This window comes from Camelimonas sp. ID_303_24 (assembly GCF_053543495.1).
Window position 1 is genome coordinate 126,194 of record NZ_JBLLJM010000003.1, and the last position, 19,399, is coordinate 145,592.

The following is a 19,399-nucleotide window of genomic DNA, read 5'->3' on the forward strand; positions in this document are numbered from 1 at the left end:
ATTGACATCATGGCTGCTGTAACAACGACAAATGCGGGCGATGGTTTGTCCGTGCGCTTCTGGGGCGTGCGCGGGTCGCACCCCGTTTGCGGTCAGCGCTTCGCCCATTTTGGCGGCAATACGCCTTGCGTTGAGATCACCGTCGACGGGCAGCGTTTCATCGTTGACGCCGGCGCCGGCCTCATTGAGCTGGGCCAGACGCTGTGCCGCGATGTCGGATGCGCCGGCAGCTTTCCCACCGATATTCATCTGCTGCTCAGCCATCTGCATCACGACCATGTTTCCGGCCTGCCGTTTTTCAAGCCGGCGCTGCGGACCGACAGCGTCATTCACACCTGGTGCGGCAACCTCGACGGGGCGAGCGCCGCCGCCGCGCTTGGCGAGATGTACCGGCCGCCGCTGTTCCCCATTACCCTGGACATGTTGCCGGCGACCTTCGCGCACCACGGCTTCCGCGCCGGCGAGACGCTGCATATCGCCGGCCGCCAGATCCGCACCTGCCTGCTCAACCACCCCGCGGGCGCCACGGGATACCGTTTCGATCACAACGGCCACGCCGTCTGCTACATCAGCGACATCGAGCACGACGCCAGCGGGCCGCCGCCCGAGCTGAAAGCCTTCGTCGCCGGCGCTGATCTGGTGATCTACGACTCCATGTTCCTTGAGGAGGAGTATTGCCGCTGCATTGGCTGGGGCCACTCCACCTGGCGTGAGGGCGTGCGCCTGTGCCGCGAAGGCGGCGCCAAGGCGATGGCGCTGTTCCACCTGCATCCCGACCGCGACGACGACGTCCACCGCAGCATCGAGCAGGAACTGCAACTGGCGCTGCCCGGCTCGTTCGTGGCCCGCGAGGGTCTTGCCGTTACATTCGACTGAGGCGCCCGCCTGCATCAGGCCCCGCCTGAAACGCTACGCCGGAAACCTCCCGCCCCCTGGCGGCGCCCATGCCCGCAAGGTTGCGCATGACAGCCAGAGCGTCCGCAGCATCCAGGGCGTCATGCGGGCGATCGCGGCGCCGGCTGCAGGCCATTTGCGGGCGGTTTGACGGCGCGTTGTCCGCGCGCCAGCCGCTTGGGCGCGTCGCCGCTTTCTCCCCCTTCCGGTTGCGGCTATAGGCTGTAGCGCATCGCGCCTTCTTCCTGGAGAACCGGCTTGCTTCCCCTTCTGGCCGCCCTGCTCGCCGCCGCCGTCGCCGCCGGCGTCCTGGTGATCGTTCTGCAGCCCCTGCTGCAACGCTACGCGCTGGCCCGCCCCAACGCCCGCTCCAGCCACCGCATACCCACGCCCCAAGGCGGCGGCGTCGCCGTGCTTGGCGGCTGTTTCATCGCCCTGGCGCTGGCCGCGGCCATGGCCTGGCTGCCTCCGGCCTCCCGGGATAGCGCTGGCTTGCTGGCGCTGGCGGCGGCGCTGATCGGCCTGATTGGCGCCATCGACGACATCCGGCCATTGCCCGTGGCGCCCCGGCTTGCGGGCCAGGCCCTCACCATTTTGCTCGCCCTGTGGGCCGTGGGCGATGGCGCCCGCCTGACGCCGGACCTGCCGCTGGCCGTGGAGCGGGCCTTCGAGGTCTTCGCCGGCCTGTGGTTCGTCAATCTCACCAATTTCATGGACGGGCTGGACTGGCTGACCGTCGCCGGCGTCACGCCCATGCTGCTCGCCATGGCGCTGTTTGGCGCCCTGGCCGGGGCCGGCGGCGCCCATGCGGCGCTGCTCGCCATGGTCGCGGCGGCGCTGGCCGGCGGCATGGTGGGGTTTGCGCCGTTCAACCTGCCGCCGGCGCGCCTGTTTCTCGGCGACGTCGGTTCACTGGCGATTGGCCTGATTGTCGCGTGGCTGCTGTTTCTGCTGGCTTCGGGCGGCGCGCTGGTCTCCGCCCTGCTGTTGCCGATGTATTATTGCGCCGACGCCACCATCACCCTGTGCCGTCGTCTGGCGCGCGGCGAGCGGGTGTGGGAGGCGCATCGCCAGCATTACTACCAGCAGGCCGCCGACCGGGGCTGGACGGCGCTGCGCGTCGCCGCACACGTCGCCGCCGCCAATGTGGCGCTGGCCGGCCTCGCCGCGCTGGCGCTGTTCGCGGACGGGCTGCCGGCCCAGCTTGGGCTGCTGGCCTGCGGCGCGGGCGTCACGGCGCTGCTGCTGGCGCGGCTTGGCGGCCGCCTGTAACGGCGCCTGCCGGCAGATCAGGCGCCGCCAGCGCTTCCCGGGGGCTGTACGCCGCCGCGCATCGGTGAGAATGTCCGGCTTCCGCCCACGTTCAAGAACTGCCACGTCCCAGGAATTCGCCATGCTCCGGCTGCGCCCGCCCCGTCTTGCGTCCTTCAGTCGCCGCAACCTGTTCGCCGCCGCCATCGGCGCGTTGTCCCTCGCCGTAGCCGGGACCGCGGGGCCGGCGCGCGCCGCCGGTGAACGCGTCGTCAACATCTACAACTGGTCGGACTACATCGATCCGGCGATGCTGAAGAAATTCACCGACGAGACCGGCATCCGCGTTGTCTATGACACCTACGACAACAACGAGATCATCGAGAGCAAGCTGCTGGCCGGAAAATCCGGCTATGACGTGGTTGTCCCCACCGGGCCGACCGTGCAGCGGCTGATCCGCGCCGGGGTGCTGAAGGAGCTGGACCGGGCCGCCCTGCCCAACCTGAAACACGCCTGGCCGGAAATCGCCGCGCGCCTCGCCAGCTATGACCCGGGCAACCGCCACGCCGTGAACTACATGTGGGGCACGACAGGCCTCGGCGTGAACGTCGCGAAGGCGCGCGAGGCGCTGGGGCCGGACGTGAAGCTGGACAGCCTCGACCTGCTGATGAAGCCGGAACTGGCCGGCAAGCTGAAAGCCTGCGGGATCATGATTCTCGACGCCGCCGAGGACGTGCTGCCCGCGGCCCTGCGCTATGTGGGGCGAGACCCGGATTCGAAGGCGCCGGCCGATCTGCAGGCGGCGGCGGACGCCCTCGGCAAGGTGCGCGGCGATATCCGCAAGCTGCACTCATCCGAATACATCGCCGCCCTGGCCAACGGCGACATCTGCATGGCCTTTGGCTATTCCGGCGACATCCTGCAGGCGCGCCGCCGCGCCCAGGAGGCGAAGAACGGCGTCGAGGTGGTCTATGTGCTTCCCAAAGAGGGCGCGCAGATGTGGTTCGACAATTTCGCCATTCCCGTTGACGCGCCGCACGCCGCCGAGGCGCACGCCTTCATCAATTTCATGATGCGGCCTGACGTCGCGGCGGCGAACAGCAATTTCATTTCCTACGCCAGCGGCAATGGCGACGCCCGGCCGCTGGTGAAGCCGGCGTTGCTGAACGACCCCAACGTCTATCCCGACGCGGCCACCATGGCCCGCCTGTTCACCACCACGACGCCGGACGACCGCAGCCAGCGCGCCATCACCCGGCTGTGGACCCGGCTGCGCAGCGGCCGCTGACGCGGCCTGCTCCTGAGCGCGCCGCCGCCTCTTTGCCGCGCCGCCGCCCCTTCCGGGCGGCAGTCCTTGGCGGGCGGAAGTCCTTGGCGGGCGGAAGTCCCGCGCGGGACGCGGACCGGGGATGTCCCTGATGCATTTTTCCAGATGCACAACGCGGCGGATCTTGTCAGGATAAAACCTGACCGTCGCACACCGGGAATCAGCGCCCGCCGCCTTGCGCGGGTGCGTTGAAGCTCCCACATCACCCCCCGGCGAAGCGTGGCCCCGGCGCCGCATCCAGCCAGCGGGGCAATCCGTGGATTGACAGCACCGGGCGCCTTTACTAACGGGGACGCTCGCAATTTCCGAAAGAGAGTCTGCTGTGGCAAAGCCGGAACTCGGAACGAAGCGGGTCTGTCCGACCACGGGCCGCAAGTTCTATGATCTGAACAAGGATCCCATCGTGTCGCCGTACACCGGCGAGGCGTTCCCGCGCTCGATGTTCGAGCCGCAGGCAAAGAACGCGCGCCCGGTGGAGGATGACGCCGACGACGAGAGCGCCGATCCCGCGACCGTGTCCCTCGAAGAGGCTGACAGCGACGAGGGCGGCAAGATCGATGTGGACGTTGACGTGGATGTCGATGGCGACAGCGATGACGAAGACACCTTCCTTGAGGAAGAGGAAGACAGCGACGACGTCGCCGGACTTATCGACAGCGACATCGACGACGACGAGGAAATCTGAGCAAAAGCGGTTTGAGCGCTTGTGCTCCGGAGGCGATATGACTATACCGCCTCCATCCACGGCGACCGCCCCAAACGGCCGCCGGAAAAAGTGGGGTCATAGCTCAGTTGGGAGAGCGCTTGAATGGCATTCAAGAGGTCGGCGGTTCGATTCCGCCTGGCTCCACCAAACATCTCCCGCCGAACATCTCCCGCAAGGGAATGCCCCGTGAGGGGAGACGCCGGTCCGCAAGGGCCGGTTTTTTTATGTCTGGACAGCTCCTGCAGCCAGCCCCCCAGGATGGTGGGACAGAGGATGACGGGCAAGGGAGCGTTTGGCGAGGGAGCGCTTGGCCAGGAAGCCTTTGGCGAGGGAGCGTTTTGGCCAGAGAGCGTCTGGCGAAGGAATGCTTGACCTGGAAGCGCCTGCTCCGGCGCGCCGCCGCCCCCCTGGAGCGCGCTCCAGCCCGATGGGGCCGTCTGGCCGGCCGGAATGCCTTCGAAGCGAAAATACGCCCGTGATCGCGTGGCTGGCCTGCGCCGGCGAGGCCCGAAAAAGCTGGCGCAACAGGCCGCGTCCGCGACGTCATCAACAGGCGGGGAAAAAAACGTCGCACCTGCCATATGACGCTTGTGTATCAGCCCGCGTCTGACTATACCGCGTTCATCCACGGCGTCCGCCCCAAACGGCCGCCGGAAAGAGTGGGGTCATAGCTCAGTTGGGAGAGCGCTTGAATGGCATTCAAGAGGTCGGCGGTTCGATTCCGCCTGGCTCCACCAAACATCTCCCGCCAAACATCTCCCGCAAGGGAATGCCCCGAAAGGGGGACGCCGGTCCGGAAGGGCCGGTTTTTTTTAGCGGCCGGCCTGTCGTCAATTTTCACCGGCCGGGTTTTGCCGCTGTTCAGCCGGCGAAAAACCCAGCACGCTGGCGCCATGACCGAGCTGATTCCCCCTTCCCTCACCCGCCTCGCCCACGCCTGCGCCGAACGGCTGTTCGCCCGCAAGGAAACGGTCGGCGTTTCTGAATCCTCATCCGGTGGCCTTGTCGCGGCGGCGCTGCTCTCCGTGCCCGGCGCATCGGCTTACTTCTACGGGGCCAGCGTCACCTACGCCCGCCCCGCCGCCCGCGCCTTCATGGGCATAGAGCGCCTGCCGCCGGGCATCCGCAGCTCAACCGAGCCCTATGCGCGGATCATGGCCGGCATTGTCAGCGAGCGGCTTGGCGCGACCTGGGGCGTATCGGAAACTGGCGCGGCCGGCCCGGCCGGCAACAGCTATGGCGATTCAACCGGACACAGCTGTATGGCGGTTGTCGGCCCGGTCAACCTGTCGCGCATCATCAAGACCGGCGAACCCGGGCGGGAGCGCAACATGGTCCTGTTCGCCGAAGCCACGTTGCAGCTGTTTCTGGAGGCGCTGGAGAGCCCGCGGGAGGCCTGAGCGCCTGCGACCGCACATTCCCCTGTGCACCGGCTGCCGCCGCCCCGGAACGCCTCTGGAGCGCTCATGCAGCGTCCCTGGAGCCCACGCCCTGGGCCGCCCGACGCGGGTAACGCCGGACGCCAGGCAACCAAACCGGGCCGCGCAACAAAACGGCCCCGGACGCACGTCCGGGGCCTTCGCTTTTCAAGCCGCAGGCAATGCAGCCCTTGCCCCTCGCGAGGCGACGACCGCCTGGCGAGCTGGCGTCAGTCGGCCGGGGCCGGGGCCGGCTTGCGCAGCCCCGCGGCCGGGCGGGCGTTGCGGAACTCACCGCGCTGGATGGCCACAAAGGTGATGATGGTCGCCACCAGGGTCGCCAGCCACCAGGACTGGGCGTTGGCCGTGCCAAAACAGGCGATGGTGAAGGCGGCGCCAAAGCAGGAAACAATGCCGGAGGTCAGGGCCGGGTTGTTGTGACGGCGCGAGGCAAAGATGGCGTAGCCAAGGGCCACGGCCGCCGCCAGGGCGCCGACGACGCCCAGTTCGTACCAGATCTCGAACGGCAGGGTGCGCGGCGCATCCGGCGACAGGTACCCAGCGACGCGAGCGCGAATGCTGGTGTCGAGACCGTGGCCCGTAATCATGCGCAACGGCTCGCGGCCGGTCTCCTCGGCCCAGGCGCGCAGCGCCACCGCGCCGGGATAAAACGGGCCGTGAAAGAACTTCAGGAACGGCCGCAGGATCAGCGGAAACAGCGGCGCCAGCGCCAGAAGCGCCGGCATCAGCACCGCGATCACCCGCACGCCGCGATCGCCCGTCAGGCGGGTGATCGCGTACAACACGCCGCCAACGGCGACAGCCAGCAAAGCGGCGTTCTCAGGCATGACGCAGGTGGCCACCGCCACAACGCCAAGCAGCACGCAGGCGCCGAGAATGCGGCGCCGCGACACCAGCCACGCCACCGCCGGCCAGACCATCACCGCCAGCACGACAAGGCCGCGCTCCAGCGGGTCGGCGTCCATCAACTCGGCGTTGACGTCCTGGGCCCGGAACGCGCCCAGCGCCATGGCGCCCAGGGCGCCAATCGCGACGCCGACGGGAATGAGATGCAGGTTGGCCGTGCGCACCCGCTCCGGCAGGCTGGCCACGCCAGCGACGCCAATCAGCGTCATCCAGGCGATCTGGATGACCTTGTCAGTGGCGGTTTCAGGAAACGGCGTCCAGCTGATGGAAACGATCGCCCAGCCCAGCAACACCAGCGCGGCGATGCCGCCCGGCGTCATGAAGGCATCGCGGATAGCGCGCAGGGGCTTGCGGGGGGCGCGATCGATCAGGCTGGCCAGCACCAGCAGCGCCACGGCGATCGGCGTCAGAATCACCGCCGCGCGGCGCGACACGACGGCGCCGATGGGCAGCAGGAACACCAGGGTGAAAAAGCCCACGCGACGCAGCAACTGGGCGGCGTCGACCGAGGGGTCGAACCGGCCTGTCGTCTGGGCTTGCGCCTGCGCCGGCCGCGCCGCTGTCGCGCCCGCCGGTCCGCCGCTTCCCTGAAGGACGGGACGCGCCGCCGGTTTGGAAGAGCCTGAACCCTGCATGACCATCCGATTCCGCTACTGGCAAACCAGTCTCGCATAGCGTGGTCTTGATGGCGGCGCCACCTTCATGGCGGGATCATGGCGGACGCCGCCCGGCGACTGGGCAGGAAAAGCACCCAAGCCGCAATAAAATTGCTTTAATATCATATACATATGCAAAAATCAGGATTCAGCCAGCCGGAAAAATGTTCCGGCCGTGTTGCATAAAAACGCAAGCAGGAATCCCGCAAACGACAAAAAGGCCCCGTCTGACGGGGCCTTTCCGGCTTGATGATGCCGCAGCGCGGCCTGGCGTCAGTGCTTGCCGTCGCGCAGGAAATTGATGATCCCCGAAAAATCTGAGCCACCAAAACCTGCCGCCGCGAAGCGCTCGTAAATCGCCGCCGCCGCCGCGCCGAGCGGGGTCGCGGCGCCGCTGGTGGCGGCTGCGTCCTGGGACAGTTTCAGGTCCTTCAGCATCAGATCGACGGCGAAGCCTGGCTTGTAGCCATTGTTCGACGGCGAGGTGGGCACCGGGCCAGGCACCGGGCAATAGGAGGTGATCGACCAGCACTGGCCCGAGGATGTGGAGGCCACGTCGAACAGCGCCTGGTGCGACAGCCCCAGCTTCTCGCCCATGGCAAAGGCTTCGCAGACGCCAATCATCGAGATGCCGAGGATCATGTTGTTGCAGATCTTGGCGGCCTGGCCGGCGCCGGCGTCGCCGCAGTGCACGATCTTGCCGCCCATGACGTCGAGCACCGGCTTGCCGGCGTCGAAGGCCGCTTTGGCGCCGCCGACCATGAAGGTCAGCGTGCCGGCCGCCGCGCCGCCAACGCCGCCGGACACCGGCGCGTCGAGGGCCGCCATGCCGGCTGCTTCAGCCATGCGGTGGGCGGCGCGGGCGCTGTCGACGTCGATGGTGGAGGAATCGATGAACAGCGCGCCCTTCTTCGCGACCGGCAGCGCCTGCTCCCAGACGTTGAGCACCAGCTTGCCGTTGGGCAGCATGGTGATGATCACGTCGGCGCCGGCAACGATCTCGACGGCGTTGGCGGAGGCGCTGACGCCCTGGGCGGCGGCGGCTTCACGCGAGGCCTCCGAGAGATCGGCGCCGCGCACGGTGTGGCCGGCCTTGACCAGATTGGCGGCCATGGGCCCGCCCATGTTGCCGAGACCGATAAAAGCAATGGTGCTCATGGGAATGCTCCAGGAAGATGGGGCCGGCGCGGCCGAAGCTGGGGAGAGGCTCCGGTCCGTTCATGCCGGACCGGATCTGGCCAATGTTCTGGTTTGATGCGCACTGCTCTTCACGAAAAGTGGGGGCCACTTTTCTTGAAAATGCTCTAGCGGCCCACCAGGGCGCGGGCGACGATCACCCGCATGATCTCGTTGGTGCCTTCGAGAATCTGGTGCACGCGCAGGTCGCGGACGATTTTTTCAACGCCATACTCGTGCAGATAGCCGTAGCCGCCGTGCAGTTGCAGCGCCTCATTGGCCACGTTGAAGCAGGCGTCGGTGACGAAGCGCTTGGCCATGGCGCACAACTTCGTTGCCTCCGGCTCCTTGCGGTCGAGGGCGGCGGCGGCGCGCCACAGGAAGCTGCGGGCGGCCTCAAGCTCGATGGCCATGTCGGCGATGCGGAACTGCAGGGCCTGGAACTCGTCGAGGCGTTTGCCGAAGGCCTTGCGCTCGTTCATGTAGGCCAGCGACTTCTCCAGCGCCGCCTGGGCGCCGCCAAGCGAACAGGCAGCGATGTTGAGGCGGCCGCCGTCGAGGCCAGCCATGGCGATCTTGAAGCCGTCGCCTTCCTGGCCAAGACGGTTGGCCACGGGCACGCGGGCGTTGTCGAAGATCACCTGACGGGTCGGCTGGGCGTTCCAGCCCATCTTGCGCTCATTGGCCCCGAACGACAGGCCGGGCGCATCCTTCGGAATCACCAGGGTGGAGACGCCTTTGGCCCCCTCGCCGCCGGTGCGGACCATCACCACGTAAACGTCGGTGTCGCCGGCGCCGGAGATGAACTGCTTCGAGCCGTTCAGGATGTAGTCGTCGCCATCGCGCACGGCCTTCGTCGCCAGCGCGGCGGCGTCGGAGCCGGCGCCCGCCTCGGTGAGGCAGTAGCTGGCCATCCATTCCATGGTGGTGAGCTTCGGCAGCCATTGCATGCGCTGGCTTTCCGAACCCCAGGTGTCGATCATCCACGAGGCCATGTTGTGGATGGAAATGAAGGCGGCGACGGCCGGGCAGCCGGTGGACATCGCCTCGAAGATCAGCGCGGAATCAAGCCGGGTCAGCCCGGAGCCGCCGACGTCCTCGCGGATATAGACGCCGCCCATGCCCAAAGCGGCCGCGGCGCGCATCTGCGCGACCGGGAAGTGTTTTTTCTCGTCCCACTCCAGGGCGTGCGGCGCGATCTGCTCGCTGGCGAAGGCGCGGGCCATGTCGCGGATGGCGACGTGATCTTCCGAGAGGGCGAAAAATGGCGTGCTCTGGCTCATGCGTCCCCGTTCCCTCTTCCCCGTTCCCTGCCCAAAACCTGTTGCTGACGCGCCGGGGTCATTGAGGCCAGTTCCGCCAACCTGAAGCGGAGCCCCTGTCGTCCTGAACTGGCGCTTTTCCACGCGCGCGCCGCGCTGGTTCCCGCGCGGCGCCCATCTGGCCGGGCGAGGCGGGTACGCCCCGCCCGGCCGCGCTTCGTGCATTTGCGCCCCGGCGGAAACCGCCGGGGCGCAACGCGATCAATCCATCGTCGGGATGACGAACTCGGCGCCTTCCTTGACGCCGGACGGCCAGCGCGAGGTCACCGTCTTGGTCTTGGTGTAGAAGCGGATCGAATCCGGGCCGTGCTGGTTCAGGTCGCCGTAGCCCGAGCGCTTCCAGCCGCCGAAGGTGTAGTAGGCGATCGGAACCGGGATCGGCACGTTGATGCCGACCATGCCGACATTGACCTTCGCCGCGAAGTCGCGGGCGGCGTCGCCGTCGCGGGTGAAGATGGCGACGCCATTGCCGTACTCGTGCTCGGACGGCAGGCGCAGGGCCTCGTCATAATCCTTCGCGCGCACCACCGAGAGCACCGGGCCGAAGATCTCTTCCTTGTAGATCTTCATGTCCGGGGTCACGTGGTCGAAAAGGCAGCCGCCCATGTAGAAGCCGTTCTCATAGCCCTGGAGCTTGAAGTCGCGGCCGTCGACGACCAGCTTCGCGCCCTCGTCAATGCCAGCCTGCACGTAGCCCTTCACGCGCTCCAGCGCGTCGCGGGTCACCAGCGGGCCGTAGTCGGCGGTCAGGTCGGTGGACGGGCCGACGCGCAGCGCCTCGACGCGCGGGATCAGCTTTTCCATCAGGCGGTCAGCGGTGGCCTGGCCAACCGGAACGGCAACCGAAATGGCCATGCAGCGCTCGCCGGCCGAGCCGTAACCGGCGCCGATCAGGGCGTCGACGGTCTGGTCGAGGTCGGCGTCCGGCATGATGATGGCGTGGTTCTTGGCGCCGCCGAAGCACTGGGCGCGCTTGCCGGTGGCGGCGCAGCCCTGGTAGATGTATTCGGCGATCGACGACGAACCAACGAAGCCAACGGCCTTGATGTCCGGGTCCTGGAGGATGGCGTCAACCGACTCCTTGTCGCCATTGACGACATTGAGCACGCCAGCTGGCAGGCCAGCTTCCAGCATCAGCTCGGCGAGGCGCATCGGCACGCCCGGATCACGCTCGGACGGCTTCAGGATGAAGGCGTTGCCGCAGGCGATTGCCGGGGCGAACTTCCACATCGGGATCATCGCCGGGAAGTTGAACGGCGTGATGCCGGCGACGACGCCGAGCGGCTGGCGCATCGAGTAGATGTCGATGTTCGGGCCAGCGCCCTCGGTGTACTCGCCCTTCATCAGGTGCGGCACGCCGATGGCGAACTCCACCACTTCCAGGCCGCGCTGGATGTCGCCCTTGGCGTCGGGAATGGTCTTGCCGTGCTCGCGGGCGAGCAACTCGGCGAGGTTGTCGTAATCGGCCTGCGCCAGCTCAAGGAACTTCATCAGCACGCGGGCGCGGCGCTGCGGGTTGGTGGCGCCCCAGGCGATCTGGGCTTCCCGGGCGTTCTCCACGGCGGCGCGCAGCTCCGCCTTGCTGGCGAGGGCGACCTTCGCCTTCACTTCGCCGGTCATCGGCTCATAAACGTCAGCGAAACGTCCCGAGGCGCCGGCGACGTGCTTGCCGCCGATAAAATGGCCATAGGTGTGCATGCGACCCTCTCCAGTTGCCGCCCGGCTCGCGGGCGCCCGGTCTCCAGCGCATTTTCCCGCCAAAACGATCATTTTGCGCGAGGAAAATGCATCATATCAAAATGATGGAGCAAAATTTCAGCCAGAGCGGCCGCATTTCGCTCCAGAGCACGCGCCGGGGATTGTTGTCCGGCTTGCGCCCTGATGCAATTTGGCGCCGCCCGGCGCGTGTCGTTCCAGCGCGAAATCTGATTGAAACTCCGCCGCAACAACATCACCGGACGCGAAAACCGCCTTTGGGTATCATTAACAATTGCGCACGGCTATATGCGTTTATGAATGGCTTTGGTGCAGAAATGCACATACATGCGATGGAGGCGGGCTGCAGTGATGAACAGGTTTGACTGGGATGACCTGCGCTATTTTCTCTCCGTCGCCCGGGCCGGGCGGCTGACGGTGGCTGCGCGCCGGCTCGGCGCCGATCACGCCACGGTGTCGCGCCGCATCACCTCGCTGGAAACGGCGCTGAAAGCCAAGCTGTTTGAGCGGCGCCCGCACGGCTACCAGCTCACGGCGCAGGGCGAGCAGTTGCTGGCCAATGCCGAGGCCATCGAAACCCAGGCCCTGGCGGCGCAAAGCGAAATCGGCGGCGCCGACCTCACCCTGTCCGGCGCGGTGCGCGTCGGCGCCCCGGACGGTTTCGGCTCCATCTTCCTGGCGCCGCGCATCGGCGCCCTGGCCGAGCGCTACCCGGAGCTGGACATCCAGCTGGTGGCCATGTCGCGCATTCCCTCGCTGTCGAAGCGGGAGGCGGACATCGCCGTGTCGCTCAATCCGCCGCGCGAAGGCCGGATCGTCGCCCGCAAGCTGGCGGATTACGACCTCGCCCTCTACGCCGCCCCGGCCTATCTCGACGCCGCGCCGCCGGTGCGCGCGCCGCAGGACCTGTTTGAGCACCGCATCGTCGGCTACATCGACGATCTGATCTATACGCCGGAGCTGGACTATCTGGACGAGGTCGCCAAGGGGCTGCGGCCGCGCATCCAGAGCTCCAGCATCCTCGCCCAGCTGGCGGCGACGGAGGCGGGGGCCGGCGTCTGCGTGCTGCCGCGCTTCATGGCGGATGGCGCGCGCCTGCGGCGGGTGCTGCCGGAGGCGGTCAGTCTCACCCGCTCGTTCTGGCTGATCGTCCACGCCGACCTGCGCGACGTGGCCCGCATCCGCGCCACCATGGATTTTCTGGTGCGCGAAACCCGCGCCGCCCGCGCCGTGCTGCAACCTGGCGCCCCCTGAGGCGCCCGGGGGACGGCCGACGCCTGTTCGACACAGGAGCTGCTGTTGCGGGAGCCCCGCGCGATGAAATGCGCGGTTTCCTCTTGCCCGGCCCGCGTCACATCCCCATTTGTGGGCGCATCCGCGCCGCGCCGTCATGGCGGCGGTTTCTTCCCTGCATCTGTCGCGAGTTATTCATGGCCAGTTCTGATGAACCGACCTCCGCCCCCCCTGTGTTCGCCCGGCGACGGCTGGGCCTGCTGCCAACCCTGATCTTCAGTTCGCGCTGGTTGCAGTTGCCGCTGTATCTCGGCCTGATTGTCGCCCAGGCTGTCTATGCCTTCCTGTTCCTGAAGGAACTGTGGCACCTCGTGGTGCACGCCTTCGACTTCTCCGAGCAGCAGATCATGCTGGTAGTGCTCGGCCTGATCGACGTGGTGATGATCTCCAACCTGCTGATGATGGTGATTATCGGCGGCTATGAGACCTTCGTGTCGCGCCTGAAGCTGGAAGGTCATCCGGACCAGCCGGAATGGCTCGACCACGTCAACGCCAGCGTGCTGAAGATCAAGCTGGCCATGGCGATCATCGGCATTTCGTCGATCCACCTGCTGCGCACCTTCATCGAGGCGGGCAATCTGGGCGTCCCCGGCAAGTCGAATTATACCGAAACCGGCGTCATCCTGCAGACGGTGATCCACGTGGTGTTCATCCTCTCGGCCATCGGCATCGCTTATGTCGACCGCATCAGCAACCCGCCATCGCATCACGAGGAAGACCACTGACGGCAACGTCACGGCGCAAGGCCGGCGTCATGCCGGCCAGGGCCAGCCAGGGACCAGAAGGCGCGGGTTTGACCGCGCCTTTTTTGTTGGCGCGACGCCCGGGCGCGGGCTGGCCAGGCAACGGAATGAACCACGTCAGCGCCTTGCGCGACACAGGATCATTGCGGACAGTGCTGACGCCGCGTCTTGAAAGGCGTGCGGCAAACAGGCGGGGGGACGAAATGGGTTTCGGACAGCGCATGCGCAACAGCTGGACCATGCTGACGGCGTGCCTCCAGATTCTGAAAGCCGAGCCCGGCCTGCTGCTGTTTCCGCTGCTGGGCTTCATCTGCGTGGCGCTGGTGGCGCTCATCTTCATCGCGCCGCTGTTCATGGCCATGATCTGGAACAGCCCGTCCGGTCAGGACGGCGACAGCACGGCGCTGTTCTACGCGGCGCTGTTCATCTTTTACGTCGCCACCTATTTCACCGGCAGCTTTTTCTCGGTGGCGCTGGTCGCCACGGTAATGCGCCGCCTGGCGGGCGAAGACGCCGACGTGCGCTCTGGCCTGAGCTTCGCCGCCGGCAAATGGCGACAGATTTTGGGTTACGCCGTCATCGCCGCCACGGTGGGCGTGCTGCTGCGCTTCATCGCCGAAAAGGCGGGCGCCCCCGGCTCCATCGGCGCCAGCCTTGCCGGCGTCGCCTGGGGCCTCGCGTCATTCCTGATCATTCCGGTGCTGGTGATGCGCGACCTCGGCCCGGTGGAGGCGGTGAAGGAGAGCGCGACGCTGTTCCGCCGCACCTGGGGCGAAAGCGTCGTGGGCGCGGCCAGCATCGGCTTCATCTTCTTCCTGCTGCACGCCTGTGTCTTCGTGGCCGGCCTGTTCTTCGCCATCAGGCTGTTCGCCAGTGACCAGGCGGGAGGCGGCCTGTTCGTCGTCGCCCTGATGTTTATTAGCTGGGGCCTGCTGGCCACGGTGCAGGTGGCGCTGTCGGGCATCTATTCCGCAGCGCTATACCGCTACGCCACGTCCGGCCAGGGCTTTGGCCCGCTTGACAGCCAGGCCCTCGCCCACGCCTTCGCGCCGAAGGGCGCCTGAGCCGCAAAGGACCCGACAGGGCGGCGTCAGCCGACCCAGGCCGGATCGGCGAGGATGGCCTCGCCGTCGGCGCCGAGCTCTGGCGAGGCCCGCAACGCCACCACCGGCTCACCATCCATGACGATTGGCGAGCGCACCGCCGGCACCGAGCCGCCCGCCGCATGGGCGTGCGGCAGATCAATGCGCAGGCCGCGATGCAGCACCTGCGGATCCGCGAACACGTCGTTGAGGCGGTTGATCGGCCCGACCGGCACGCCGGCCTTCGTCAGTTTCGCCAGAATGTCGTCGCGGGCGAAGGTCTTCGTGCGGTCCGCCAGCAGCGCCGCCAGTTCTTCGCGATGGCGAATGCGGTCGGCGTTCTTCAGAAAGCGCGGATCATCAATCAACTCCGGCGCGCCCAGCGCCTGGCAGATATGCGCGAACTGGTGATCGGTGCCCGAGGCGATGATGAAATGGCCGTCAGCCGCCGGAAACACCTGGTAGGGCGCCACATTGACGTGGGCGTTGCCAACGCGGGCCGGATTCTCACCGGAGACCAGGTAGTTCATGGCCTGGTTGGACAGCACCGCCACCTGCGTATCCAGCAGCGCCATGTCGATGTGGCAGCCGACCCCGCTGGCGCGCCGCCCCTGCAACGCCGCCAGGATGGCGACCGTGGCGTACATGCCGGTGAAAAGATCGGCGATGGCGAGACCCGCCTTCACCGGCTCGCCTTGGGGATCGCCGGTGAGCGACATGGCGCCGCCCAACCCCTGGATCATAAAGTCATAGCCCGGGCGCGGCGCATAGGGCCCATCCTGGCCAAAGCCGGTGATGGAGCACCAGATCAGCTCGGGGTGGTCGGCGCGCAGGCTGGCGTGATCGAGCCCGTATTTGACAAGGCCGCCAACCTTGAAGTTCTCGATGACGATATCGGCGTGCGCCGCCAGCCGGCGCACCAGCGCCTGACCTTCCGGATCCTCGAAATCCACGGCGATCGAGCGCTTGCCGCGGTTGGCGGCATGGTAATAGGCCGCCGACAGGTTGCCGCCGTCTGCGGCTTCGATGAAGGGCGGGCCCCATTGCCGGGTGTCGTCGCCGACGCCGGCGCGCTCAACCTTCACCACATCGGCGCCGAGATCAGCCAGTTGCTGCCCGGCCCATGGACCTGCCAGAACGCGCGCCAGTTCGAGCACGCGCACACCCTTCAATGGTTGCGGAGCCATCAGGCCCTCCATCATGGACGCATGACGGCGCCAGTCTGCGGCGCGTCATGCCCCGGTTTGTCTGGTTCAGGCGCATCCGGATCGCCCGGACGCCACGTCCGGGCGCAACGCGCCCTGAGCGCGTCGGCCGCAGGGTCGCGGCCCCGCAACCAGCGCGCAGGTTGAGGATCAGAAGAACGCCTGCAAGCCGGTCTGGGCGCGGCCGAGGATCAGCGCGTGCACGTCGTGCGTGCCCTCATAGGTGTTGACCGTCTCCAGGTTCTGGGCGTGGCGCATGACGTGGAACTCCTGGTGGATGCCATTGCCGCCGTGCATGTCGCGGGCGACGCGGGCGATGTCGAGCGCCTTGCCGCAATTGTTGCGCTTGACGATCGAGATCATCTCCGGCGCCATCTCGCCCGCATCGAACAGCTTGCCGACGCGCCAGGAGGCCAGCAGGCCAAGCGAGATTTCCGTCTGCATGTCGGCCAGCTTCTTCTGCACCAACTGGGTCGCGGCCAGCGGCCGGCCGAACTGTTTGCGGTCCAGCGTATAGGCGCGGGCGCGATGCCAGCAGTCCTCGGCGGCGCCCATGGCGCCCCAGGAAATGCCGTAACGGGCGCGGTTCAGACAGCCGAACGGGCCCTTGAGACCGGAAACATTGGGCAACAGGGCCTCCTCGCCCACCTCCACATTGTCCATCACCACCTCGCCGGTGATCGAGGCGCGCAAGGAGAGCTTGCCCTCGATCTTCGGCGCGGAAAGGCCCTTCATGCCCTTCTCCAGCACGAAGCCGCGAATTTCGCCGCCATGGGCGGCGGATTTGGCCCAGACCACGAACACGTCGGCGATCGGCGCGTTGGAGATCCACATCTTGGAGCCATTGAGGCGGTAGCCGCCGTCGATCTTCTCCGCCCGGGTCTTCATGCCGCCCGGATCGGAGCCGGCGTCCGGCTCGGTGAGGCCGAAGCAGCCGACCCATTCGCCGCTCGCCAGCTTCGGCAGATATTTCTTGCGCTGCGCCTCCGAGCCATAGGCGTAGATCGGGTACATCACCAGCGACGACTGCACGCTCATCATCGAGCGGTAGCCGGAATCGATGCGCTCCACCTCGCGGGCGACGAGGCCATAGGCGACATATGACGCGCCGGCGCAGCCATAGTCCTCCGGCAAGGTGACGCCGAGCAGGCCGAGCGCGCCCATTTCGTTGAAGATTTCGCGGTCGGTGCGTTCATGGGCATAAGCGTCGATGACGCGCGGCAGCAGCTGCTCCTGGGCGTAGGCGCGGGCGCTATCGCGAATCATGCGCTCATCGTCCGTCAGCAGGCCGTCGAGAAGGAACGGGTCCTCCCAGTTAAACGCCGCGCCAGAAGTTCCAGCCATGTCTCCGCTCCCGTCACTTGCCCCGCCCTCAGCAATCGCGGGGGCTGCATACCTTGTTGCGTCCACAGCCATAGAGCAACTGCGGCCTGGGCGGGAGCCACCATGTCCGTGGAGCGGACAAATCGCCGCCCCCAACCATTTGATGAGAAAAGGAATGGTTGTCATCTGACGGAACACGTGGCAGTCCACGCCTGTTACGGAAGCGCAAGGGGCATGCAGCCAGATCATGCCGCGCCGGCGGGCGAGCCCGCATGGCGAAGCGCGGGCAAGCGCGCCCTTCAGTTGAAGCGGCGGCCGCGCCCGGACATCATGGCGATGGCGCAAACCCGCTCCGGCGATCCTTCGCCCGGCGCGCTGACCCGTGACGGCGCCCCGCCGCATGCGCGCGGCGATGGGCCAACGGGAGATATTCATGTCTGCAGCCACCAGCCCTGCGACCCCGGTCGAGTACCTGGACTTCATGAAAAGCTTCAACGCGGAGGACCTGTGGCGGGACGTGACCGCCGGGGCTGACGTGGTCAACGCCAGCGTCGCCTGCTGCGACCGCTGGGCCGATGGCGACCGCGTCGCCCTGATTCATGACAGGGCCGGCGTCACGACGCAGACCACCTACGCCGACCTGAAGAAACGCGCCGCCCGTTTCGCCCACCTGCTGAAGCGTCAGGGCATTGGCAAGGGCGACCGCATCGCCGCCATGATGCCGCGCACGCCAGACATGCTGGTCGTGCTGCTGGGCGCCTGGCGCGCCGGCGCGGTTTACGTGCCGCTGTTCACCGCCTTCGGGCCGAAGGCCGTTGAAAGCCGCGTGCACGGCTCGGAAGCGAAGCTGGTGGTGACCGACGCGGTCAACCGGCCCAAGCTGGACGGCGCCGACAACATGCCGAAGATCGTCGTCATCGGCGGCGGCCAGCAGGCCATCGACGCCGGCGACCTCGACTTCGAGACCGAGATGGCGAAGGGGACGGATGATTTCGCCCCGGTCCCGCTCGGCCGCGACGACCTGATCATGATGCTGTTCACCTCCGGCACCACCGGCAAGCCCAAGGGCGTGCGCGTGCCGATGTTCGCGCTGACCGGCTTCCTGGCCTACATGCGCTACTCGGTGGACCTACGTCCTGACGACAAATTCTGGAACATCGCCGACCCGGGCTGGGCCTATGGCCTGTATTACGCTGCGACGACGCCGCTGCTGATGGGCCAGACCACCCTGTACAGCGAAGACGCCTTCACGGTGGAGAATTTCTACCGCGTGCTGAAGCAGTACGGCATCACCAATCTGGCCGGCGCTCCCACCGCCTACCGCCTGCTGATGGCGGCCGGCGACCAGGTGGCCGCGCCGGTGAAGGGGCAATTGCGCGCCGTGTCATCCGCCGGCGAGCCGCTCAACGCCGAGGTGATCCGCTGGTTCGACCGGGCGCTCGACGCGCCGATCCGCGACCATTATGGCCAGACCGAAACCGGCATGGTGCTGTGCAACCACCACGCCCTGACCCATCCGGTGCATGAGGGCGCCGCAGGCTTCGCCCTGCCCGGCTACCGCATCGTGGTGATCGACCAGGACAACAACGAACTGGCGCGCGAGCAGCAGGGCGAGCTGGCCATCGACCGCCAGAACTCGCCGCTGCTGGTGTTCAACGGCTATTGGGGGCGCGATCCGCTGCCAGCCGGCCAGCGTTATTACCGCACCGGCGACACCGCCGAGGTCAACGCCGACGGCACCATCAGCTTCTTTGGCCGCGCCGACGACGTCATCACCTCGTCGGGTTACCGCATCGGCCCGTTCGATGTGGAGAGCGCGCTGATCGAGCATCCGGCGGTGGCCGACGTGGCGGTGATCGGCAAGCCGGACCCGGAGCGCACCGAACTGGTCAAGGCCTTCATCATCCTGAAGCCGGGCATCGAGGGCACGGACGCCCTGCGCGACGAACTGGCCCAGCATGTGCGCAAGCGCCTGTCGGCCCACTCCTACCCCCGCGAGATCGACTTCGTCACGGAGCTGCCGAAGACGCCGAGCGGCAAGGTGCAGCGCTTTATCCTGCGCGCCGCTGAAGTGGCGAAGCAGAAGGACGCCGGCATTCAGGCGTAACGCGGGAGGTTGGGGGCCGGTTTCCGCACGGGTTTCCGCCTGGGGCAAAGCTCTCCTGGCGGTCCAGGCCTCTTTTTCCGGCGCGCAACCTGAGCGGCTCAACCTGAGCGGGCTGGGCCGTCGCCATCCGCCGGAGCACCGCGGCCCGCAGGCCAGGCCAGAGCCCCCCCATAAACGGTTGAAGGCGCGCTCCCCCGAGCGCGCCTTCTTTCTTCGACCCGGCCAGGAACAGCCCCCCAGGACATTCCCTGGC

16 protein-coding genes and 2 tRNA genes are annotated in these 19,399 nt (G+C 67.2%); 12 read left to right on the forward strand and 6 right to left on the reverse strand.

Annotated elements, in window-relative coordinates:
- Positions 1-9: 9 nt before the first annotated feature.
- From ACERNI_RS03605 to ACERNI_RS03635, 7 genes are all read left to right on the forward strand, one after another.
- The gene (locus ACERNI_RS03605; RefSeq protein WP_448831906.1) at positions 10-876 is read left to right on the forward strand and encodes an MBL fold metallo-hydrolase; all 867 of its coding nucleotides are present in this window, start codon (positions 10-12) and stop codon (positions 874-876) included.
- Positions 877-1,152: 276 nt separating this feature from the next.
- Entirely contained in the window at positions 1,153-2,166 is a 1,014-nt protein-coding gene (locus ACERNI_RS03610) for a glycosyl transferase (protein WP_448831907.1), read from the forward strand.
- Positions 2,167-2,287: 121 nt separating this feature from the next.
- On the forward strand, positions 2,288-3,433 hold the full coding sequence (locus ACERNI_RS03615; RefSeq protein WP_448831908.1) for a polyamine ABC transporter substrate-binding protein: 1,146 nt from the start codon (positions 2,288-2,290) through the stop codon (positions 3,431-3,433).
- 361 nt (positions 3,434-3,794) lie between these two features.
- Positions 3,795-4,157, forward strand: a complete 363-nt coding sequence (locus ACERNI_RS03620; protein WP_448831909.1) for a TIGR02300 family protein — start codon at positions 3,795-3,797, stop codon at positions 4,155-4,157.
- 92 nt (positions 4,158-4,249) lie between these two features.
- Positions 4,250-4,325 (forward strand) — tRNA-Ala (locus ACERNI_RS03625).
- 514 nt (positions 4,326-4,839) lie between these two features.
- Positions 4,840-4,915: transfer RNA gene (locus ACERNI_RS03630), tRNA-Ala, on the forward strand.
- Positions 4,916-5,071: 156 nt separating this feature from the next.
- A complete protein-coding gene (locus tag ACERNI_RS03635) occupies positions 5,072-5,578 on the forward strand; it encodes a CinA family protein (protein ID WP_448831910.1) in 507 nt (168 codons plus the stop codon).
- 248 nt (positions 5,579-5,826) lie between these two features.
- Here ACERNI_RS03635 and ACERNI_RS03640 read toward each other — a convergent pair whose 3' ends face one another.
- The 4 genes from ACERNI_RS03640 to ACERNI_RS03655 all read right to left on the reverse strand — a co-directional run bounded on the left by ACERNI_RS03640 (position 5,827) and on the right by ACERNI_RS03655 (position 11,375).
- Entirely contained in the window at positions 5,827-7,158 is a 1,332-nt protein-coding gene (locus ACERNI_RS03640; protein ID WP_448831911.1) for a peptide ABC transporter permease, read from the reverse strand.
- A 294-nt stretch (positions 7,159-7,452) separates the two neighbouring features.
- The gene (mmsB, locus tag ACERNI_RS03645; RefSeq protein WP_448831912.1) at positions 7,453-8,337 is read right to left on the reverse strand and encodes a 3-hydroxyisobutyrate dehydrogenase; all 885 of its coding nucleotides are present in this window, start codon (positions 8,335-8,337) and stop codon (positions 7,453-7,455) included.
- Between the two features lie 146 nt (positions 8,338-8,483).
- Complete coding sequence (locus ACERNI_RS03650; RefSeq protein WP_448831913.1) at positions 8,484-9,638, reverse strand: isobutyryl-CoA dehydrogenase; 1,155 nt, start codon at positions 9,636-9,638, stop codon at positions 8,484-8,486.
- A gap of 240 nt (positions 9,639-9,878) precedes the next feature.
- On the reverse strand, positions 9,879-11,375 hold the full coding sequence (locus ACERNI_RS03655; RefSeq protein ID WP_448831914.1) for a CoA-acylating methylmalonate-semialdehyde dehydrogenase: 1,497 nt from the start codon (positions 11,373-11,375) through the stop codon (positions 9,879-9,881).
- Positions 11,376-11,461: 86 nt separating this feature from the next.
- Between ACERNI_RS03655 and ACERNI_RS03660 the strand changes: the two genes are divergently transcribed.
- The 4 genes from ACERNI_RS03660 (at position 11,462) to ACERNI_RS03675 (ending at position 14,493) form a co-directional block, all read left to right on the forward strand.
- The gene (locus tag ACERNI_RS03660; protein WP_448831915.1) at positions 11,462-11,758 is read left to right on the forward strand and encodes a hypothetical protein; all 297 of its coding nucleotides are present in this window, start codon (positions 11,462-11,464) and stop codon (positions 11,756-11,758) included.
- Positions 11,745-12,647, forward strand: coding sequence for a LysR family transcriptional regulator (locus ACERNI_RS03665; RefSeq protein ID WP_448832149.1), 903 nt, complete (start codon positions 11,745-11,747; stop codon positions 12,645-12,647). The genes ACERNI_RS03660 and ACERNI_RS03665 overlap by 14 nt, the downstream gene beginning before the upstream one ends.
- Positions 12,648-12,823: 176 nt before the next feature.
- Positions 12,824-13,411: a TIGR00645 family protein gene (locus ACERNI_RS03670; RefSeq protein WP_448831916.1), complete on the forward strand. Its 588-nt coding sequence runs from the start codon at positions 12,824-12,826 to the stop codon at positions 13,409-13,411.
- Between the two features lie 239 nt (positions 13,412-13,650).
- A complete protein-coding gene (locus tag ACERNI_RS03675) occupies positions 13,651-14,493 on the forward strand; it encodes a DUF6159 family protein (protein ID WP_448831917.1) in 843 nt (280 codons plus the stop codon).
- A gap of 26 nt (positions 14,494-14,519) precedes the next feature.
- Here the strand turns inward: ACERNI_RS03675 and ACERNI_RS03680 are convergent, their stop codons facing one another.
- Positions 14,520-15,698: a CaiB/BaiF CoA transferase family protein gene (locus ACERNI_RS03680; RefSeq protein WP_448831918.1), complete on the reverse strand. Its 1,179-nt coding sequence runs from the start codon at positions 15,696-15,698 to the stop codon at positions 14,520-14,522.
- Between the two features lie 168 nt (positions 15,699-15,866).
- Positions 15,867-17,060 carry an acyl-CoA dehydrogenase gene (locus tag ACERNI_RS03685; protein ID WP_448831919.1) on the reverse strand — a complete coding sequence of 398 codons (1,194 nt, stop codon included), beginning with the start codon at positions 17,058-17,060 and terminating at the stop codon, positions 15,867-15,869.
- Between the two features lie 412 nt (positions 17,061-17,472).
- On the opposite strand from ACERNI_RS03685, the gene ACERNI_RS03690 reads away from it, so the two are divergent.
- Complete coding sequence (locus ACERNI_RS03690) at positions 17,473-19,146, forward strand: AMP-binding protein (RefSeq protein WP_448831920.1); 1,674 nt, start codon at positions 17,473-17,475, stop codon at positions 19,144-19,146.
- The last annotated feature ends 253 nt before the right edge of the window (positions 19,147-19,399 follow it).

Bases quoted from the DNA above. Each gene is read 5' to 3' on its own strand.
- ACERNI_RS03605 (WP_448831906.1), top strand. From the start codon at position 10: ATGGCTGCTGTAACAACGACAAATGCGGGCGATGGTTTGTCCGTGCGC.
- ACERNI_RS03690 (WP_448831920.1), top strand. From the start codon at position 17,473: ATGTCTGCAGCCACCAGCCCTGCGACCCCGGTCGAGTACCTGGACTTC.
- ACERNI_RS03650 (WP_448831913.1), bottom strand. From the start codon at position 9,638: ATGAGCCAGAGCACGCCATTTTTCGCCCTCTCGGAAGATCACGTCGCC.
- ACERNI_RS03665 (WP_448832149.1), top strand. From the start codon at position 11,745: ATGAACAGGTTTGACTGGGATGACCTGCGCTATTTTCTCTCCGTCGCC.
- ACERNI_RS03660 (WP_448831915.1), top strand. From the start codon at position 11,462: ATGCATCATATCAAAATGATGGAGCAAAATTTCAGCCAGAGCGGCCGC.
- ACERNI_RS03680 (WP_448831918.1), bottom strand. From the start codon at position 15,698: ATGGCTCCGCAACCATTGAAGGGTGTGCGCGTGCTCGAACTGGCGCGC.
- ACERNI_RS03670 (WP_448831916.1), top strand. From the start codon at position 12,824: ATGGCCAGTTCTGATGAACCGACCTCCGCCCCCCCTGTGTTCGCCCGG.
- ACERNI_RS03675 (WP_448831917.1), top strand. From the start codon at position 13,651: ATGCGCAACAGCTGGACCATGCTGACGGCGTGCCTCCAGATTCTGAAA.
- ACERNI_RS03685 (WP_448831919.1), bottom strand. From the start codon at position 17,060: ATGGCTGGAACTTCTGGCGCGGCGTTTAACTGGGAGGACCCGTTCCTT.
- ACERNI_RS03655 (WP_448831914.1), bottom strand. From the start codon at position 11,375: ATGCACACCTATGGCCATTTTATCGGCGGCAAGCACGTCGCCGGCGCC.
- ACERNI_RS03615 (WP_448831908.1), top strand. From the start codon at position 2,288: ATGCTCCGGCTGCGCCCGCCCCGTCTTGCGTCCTTCAGTCGCCGCAAC.
- mmsB (WP_448831912.1), bottom strand. From the start codon at position 8,337: ATGAGCACCATTGCTTTTATCGGTCTCGGCAACATGGGCGGGCCCATG.
- ACERNI_RS03635 (WP_448831910.1), top strand. From the start codon at position 5,072: ATGACCGAGCTGATTCCCCCTTCCCTCACCCGCCTCGCCCACGCCTGC.
- ACERNI_RS03640 (WP_448831911.1), bottom strand. From the start codon at position 7,158: ATGCAGGGTTCAGGCTCTTCCAAACCGGCGGCGCGTCCCGTCCTTCAG.